The sequence below is a fragment of the Acidovorax sp. genome, assembly GCF_046339755.1.
Classification (GTDB): Bacteria; Pseudomonadota; Gammaproteobacteria; order Burkholderiales; family Burkholderiaceae_C; genus Acidovorax.
In genome coordinates this window covers 1-4,543 of the sequence record NZ_JBKDTZ010000416.1, presented here as the reverse complement: position 1 = coordinate 4,543, position 4,543 = coordinate 1, and the positions used below count along the sequence as shown (strand labels likewise).

The 4,543-nt window shown below is 68.6% G+C and carries 4 protein-coding genes and 1 pseudogene; all 5 read right to left on the bottom strand.

The features are described 5' to 3' along the window. Positions 1 to 139, bottom strand: a pseudogene (locus ACK59X_RS35730) (electron transfer flavoprotein subunit beta/FixA family protein); the annotation flags it as partial. 28 nt (positions 140 to 167) lie between these two features. Further along, on the bottom strand, positions 168 to 1,142 hold the full coding sequence (locus ACK59X_RS35725) for an NAD(P)H-dependent flavin oxidoreductase (protein WP_409964334.1): 975 nt from the start codon (positions 1,140 to 1,142) through the stop codon (positions 168 to 170). Positions 1,143 to 1,149: 7 nt separating this feature from the next. Next, positions 1,150 to 2,163, bottom strand: a complete 1,014-nt coding sequence (locus ACK59X_RS35720; protein ID WP_409964333.1) for a Bug family tripartite tricarboxylate transporter substrate binding protein — start codon at positions 2,161 to 2,163, stop codon at positions 1,150 to 1,152. 31 nt (positions 2,164 to 2,194) lie between these two features. Further along, positions 2,195 to 3,433 carry a CaiB/BaiF CoA transferase family protein gene (locus ACK59X_RS35715; RefSeq protein ID WP_409964332.1) on the bottom strand — a complete coding sequence of 413 codons (1,239 nt, stop codon included), beginning with the start codon at positions 3,431 to 3,433 and terminating at the stop codon, positions 2,195 to 2,197. A 2-nt stretch (positions 3,434 to 3,435) separates the two neighbouring features. Continuing rightward, the coding region (locus ACK59X_RS35710; RefSeq protein ID WP_409964331.1) for an acyl-CoA dehydrogenase family protein at positions 3,436 to 4,543 on the bottom strand (1,108 nt) is incomplete at its 5' end.

The window sequence follows — 4,543 nt, the reverse complement described above, 5'->3', positions numbered from 1 at the left end:
CGGCCTCTTCGACGGCGATTTCGTCAAAGGGGTTCATGCTCATCTTCACGTTGGCGATGTCCACACCGGTCTGGTCCGACTTGACTCGGACCTTGACGTTGTAGTCCACCACGCGCTTGACGGGGACGAGGATTTTCATGGAATGCTTTCTAGGGATGAAGGAGTGCTCAGCGGGCCAGCCCGGCCAAGCGCTCGTGGATCAGGGCATGGGCCTCGGCCATGGTCCGGTCGATGAGTTGTTGCACCGTGGGCACGTCGTGGATCAGGCCAGCGACCATGCCGCAGGACCAGGCGCCCGCGTCCATCTCGCCGCTTTGCATGATGCGCGGGTAGACACCGGCCACCTCGGGCAGGACGTCCTCGAAGGTGATCGCTGCACCCAGCTCGCGCTCCTTGAGCAGCAGCCGTTCCACGGCGGCGTTGCTCAGCACCCGCTCGGTGTTGCGCAGCGGGCGCATGACCAGGCGCGTGTCCAGCTCGCTGGCGGCGACGATGGCGCGCTTGACGTTCTCGTGCACCGGCGCCTCTTGGGTGGCAATGAAGCGCGTACCCATGTTCATGCCCTCGGCGCCCAGGGCCAGCGCGGCCACGAGCGAGCGGCCATCGGCCATGCCGCCCGATGCGACGAAGGGGATGCTCAGTTCTTCCGCAGCCCGCGGCAGCAGGATGAAATTGGGCACGTCGTCCTCGCCCGGGTGGCCGCCGCACTCGAAGCCATCGACACTGATCGCATCGCAGCCGATGGCCTGGGCCTTGAGTGCATGGCGCACCGAGGTGCACTTGTGGATGACCTTGATGCCGGCCTCCTTGAGCGCTGGCAGCCACTTCTGCGGGTTGTTGCCCGCGGTCTCGACCACCTTCACCCCGCCGTCGATGATGGCCTTCACATACCCTGGGTAGTCGGGCGGGTTGACCGAGGGCAGAAAGGTCAGGTTCACGCCGAAGGGCTTGTCGGTCATGGCGCGGCAGCGCGCGATCTCGCGGGCCAGCAGCTCGGGCGTGCGCTGGGTCAGCCCCGTGACCATGCCCAGCCCGCCGGCATTGGAGACGGCCGATGCCAGCTCGGCCAGGCCCACATGGTGCATGCCACCCTGGATGATGGGGTGCTGTATGCCGAAGAGTTCGGTGATGCGTGTCTTCATGGCGGTGTCACTCCGGTGCAATGCCCTTGTCGCGGATCAGCTGGCCCCACTTGGCATAGTCCTGCTGCACATGTTGGCCCATCTGCGCCGGGTCCTGGAAGCGGGCGATGGCGCCCGCGTTCAGCAGCTTCTCCTGGATCTCCTTGTCGGCCAGGATCTGGCGGACCTCATTGGCGATGCGCTCCACCACGGCCTTGGGCGTGCCCGCAGGGGCCAGCAGGCCGCCCCAGGACACGGCGTCATAGCCCTTGAAGCCCTGCTCGGCAATGGTCGGCACATCGGGCAGCATGGCCACGCGCTGGGGCGAGCCGACGGCGATGGCGCGCAGCTTGCCGGCCTTGATGTGGGGCAGGGCGGCCACCAGGTCGGCATACATTACCGGCACCTGGCCGCCGATGGTGTCGGTGATGGCCGGCACGCCGCCCTTGTAAGGCACATGCTGCATGTCGAAGCCGCCCATCTGCTTGAGCAGCTCCATGCTCAGGTGGCCAAAGCTGCCCGCGCCCGAGCTGGTGTAGTTGAGTGGCGCCTTCTGCGCCTTGGCATGGACGATCAGCTTGCGCAGGTCGGTCACGTCCGGCAGCTGGGTGGGGTTGACCACCACGACGATGGGCAGGTCGTACACCGTGGCCACCGGGGCGAAGTCCTTCACCGTGTCGTAGCCCGTCTTCTTGTACAGGTGGGGCGCCAGCAGGGTGGGCGTGGCCAGCATCATCAAGGTGTAGCCGTCGGGCTCGGCCTTGGCCACCTGCAACGCGGCGATGGAGCCCGAGGCGCCGGGGCGGTTTTCCACCACCACAGCCTGCTTGAGGCGCTCGGCCAGCTTCTGGCCCACGATGCGCGAGGCCGTGTCGGTCGGGCCGCCGGCCGGGACGGGCACGATCAGCTTGATGAGGCTGGCGGGCCAGGCTGCGTCCTTGGCGGGCTGGGCCAGGCTGCTGCCCGGCAGGCCAGCGCTGCCGACTGCGGCCAGTGCGGCAAGACCCTGCAGGGCGGTGCGGCGGTTGAAAGAGGTGCTCATGGTCTTGTCTCGGTGTTGTGAATGTCTGGCGTCAGGCGGCTGGAAGGGTCAGCACGCCGCTCTGCTGCAACTGCTGCAGCTCGTCCTCGCCCAGGGCCAGCAGGCGCTGCAGCACTTCGCGCGTACCCTCCCCCAGCGTGGGCGGCGCATTGCGCACGGGCAGGCGCTGGCCGTCCAGGCGGTAGGGCGGCGCGAACACGGGCGTGGTGCCGGTCACGGGGTGGGGCATGTCCTGCACCAGGCCGCTCACGCGCGTGCGCTCGCTGGTCAGGGCCTCGTGCAGGCCGGCTACCTTGCCGCAGGGGATGCCGGCCGCCGCCATGCGCTCGAGCAGCACATCGCGCGGCAGAGAGCGGATCATGCCGTTGAGCAGCGGCACCAGGGCCGGCCGGTTCTTGGCCCGCTCCACATTGGTGGCAAAGCGCGGGTCTTCGACGATATCGGGTCGCCCGATCACCACGCGGCAGAACTTGTCGAACTGCGTGTTGTTGCCCACGGCGATGATCAGTGGGCCGTCCGCCGCCTCGAACATGCCGTAGGGCACGATGGAGGGGTGGGCGTTGCCGTAGCGCGCCGGGTCGCGGCCGAGCTGCAGCGCATCGAGCCCGTAGTAGCCCGTGACCATGATGCCGCAGTCGTACAGTGCCATCTCGATGAGCCGGCCCTTGCCCGTGCGCTCGCGCCGGAACAGGGCGGCCAGCACGGCCTGGGCCGCGTGCATGCCGGTCACCAGATCCACCACGGCCACACCGAATTTCAGCGGCGGCTGCTCGGCTTCGCCGTTCAGCGCCATCAGGCCGGCTTCCCCCTGGATCACCAGGTCGTAGCCAGGGCGCTTGGCCTCGGGGCCGCTCGCGTCGTAGCCGGCCACGGCGCAATACACCAGGTCGGGCCGGATGGACCTCAGCTGCTCGTAGCCCAGGCCCAGCTTCTCGGCGCCGCCGGTCTTGAAGTTGTGGATCACCACGTCGACCTGCGGCAGCAGGCCGTGGATGATCTTCAGGGCCTCCGGGCTCTGCAGGTCCAGCGTGATGGACCGCTTGTTGCGGTTCATGCTGTTGTAGTAGGTGGTCTCGGTCTTGCCGATGCGCAGGCCCCAGTCGCGCGTGTCGTCGCCGCGGCCCGGGTGCTCGACCTTGATGACCTCGGCGCCGAAGTCGGCCAGCACCTGGCCGCACAGCGGCCCGGCGAAGACGCGCGACAGGTCCAGCACGCGCACGCCTTCGAGGGGCAGGTCCAGGCCCTGGTTCGGTTCTTGGGTGGTCGCCATATTCAGTCTCCGTGTGTGCCCGCGCCCAGCGCCATGTAGCGCGCCAGGTGGTGGTCTTCGTCGCCCAGCTGGTGGTCGATCATCACCAGCCGCTTGGCATAGTGCGACAGCGGCAGCTCCCAGGTCATGCCGATGCCCCCATGCATCTGGATGCTTTCTTCCGATACCAGTGCGCCGATGCGGCCGATGGTGAACTTGGCGGCCGACAGCGCCCGCTCGCGCGCCACCCGCTCGCCGCCCATGGCGGCCGCGGCGTTGATCACGGCCGAGCGTGCCTGTTCCACCTCCAGCAGCAGATCGACCATGCGGTGCTGCAGCGCCTGGAAGCTGCCGATGGGCACGCCGAACTGCTTGCGCGTCTGCAGGTATTCGAGCGTGTCCTTCTTGGCCACTTCCATCGCGCCCAGGGCCTCGGCGCACAGTGCCAGCACGCCCCAGCCCACCGCCAGCTCCAGCGTGGCAAAGCCCTGGCCCTCTGCGCCCAGCAGGGCATCCGCGCCCAGCTGCACCTGGTTGAAGGTGATGTCGGCGGCGCCACCGCCGTCGATGCGGCCGTAGCCGCGGCGCTCCACGCCCGGCGCATCGGCGGGCACCAGGAACAGCGAAATGCCGTCCTCGCTGTCCACCGCACCGGCCGTGCGTGCCGAGACCAGCAAGAGATGCGCCTGCGCGCCTTGCAGCACCACGGCCTTGGCGCCCGAGAGTGCCCAACCCTTGTCGTTGCGCACCGCCTGCGTGGCGACGCGTGCCAGTTCGTAGTGGCTGCCCGGTTCGTCGTGCGCCAGCGCGGCCACCGTGCAGCCGTCGATCAGGCTGGCGATGCGTTCCTTCTGCGCGGGCGTACCCACGGCGCCCAGGGCCCGCCCCACCAGCAGGGCCCCGAGAAAGGGCTCCACCACCAGGCCGCGGCCAAGGGCCTCGAAGACCACGGCAATGTCGAAACCGGCGCCGCCAAAGCCGCCATCGGCTTCGGGGAAGAGGGCGCCAATGGCACCCAGCTCGGCAAACTGCCCCCACAAGGTACCCGACATGCCGGTTGCGCCATAGGCGATGGCGTTGCGGGTCTCCATAGGGCACTGCCCGGCGACAAAGCGGTCCAGGGTGTCCGCC

Excerpts from the sequence above, each read along its gene's own strand:
- ACK59X_RS35725 (WP_409964334.1), bottom strand. The coding sequence starts at position 1,142 with ATGAAGACACGCATCACCGAACTCTTCGGCATACAGCACCCCATCATC.
- ACK59X_RS35715 (WP_409964332.1), bottom strand. The coding sequence starts at position 3,433 with ATGGCGACCACCCAAGAACCGAACCAGGGCCTGGACCTGCCCCTCGAA.
- ACK59X_RS35720 (WP_409964333.1), bottom strand. The coding sequence starts at position 2,163 with ATGAGCACCTCTTTCAACCGCCGCACCGCCCTGCAGGGTCTTGCCGCA.